Here is a 444-nt window from a genome sequence, read left to right on the forward strand (position 1 = left end):
GCGCAGGAACAGGAACACCACCATGATCACCAGCGCGATCGACAGCACCAGCGTGCGCTCCACATCCTTGAGCGAGGCGCGGATGGTGGGCGTGCGGTCCATCATCACATCGAGGTTGATCTGCGCGGGAATGGTGTTGCGCAGGTACGGCAGCACGTCGTTGATGCGGTCGACCGTGTCGATGATGTTCGCGCCCGGTTGCCGGCTGATGATGAGCAGCACCGAAGGCTTGCCGTTGGCCGAGCCGTAGTTGCGGATGTCCTGCACGCTGTCAGTCACCTCGGCCACGTCGGCCAGCCGCACCGGCGACCCTTTGCGCCAGGCGATGATGAGCGACTGGTATTCGACGGCCTTCTTGGCTTGGTCGTTGGCGTAGATGGTCCAGACACGCTCGCCCGATTCCATCATGCCCTTGGGCTTGTTCGCGTTCGTGCTGGTGATGAC

General features: G+C 62.8%; 1 protein-coding gene. It reads right to left on the reverse strand.

What is annotated here, in order from left to right:
- On the reverse strand, positions 1 to 444 hold a 444-nt coding region (locus I6F21_RS37870), incomplete at both ends, for an efflux RND transporter permease subunit (RefSeq protein ID WP_225184402.1).

The sequence above is a fragment of the Bradyrhizobium sp. NBAIM03 genome (assembly GCF_020194055.1).
In the GTDB taxonomy this organism is placed as follows: Bacteria; Pseudomonadota; Alphaproteobacteria; order Rhizobiales; family Xanthobacteraceae; genus Bradyrhizobium; species Bradyrhizobium yuanmingense.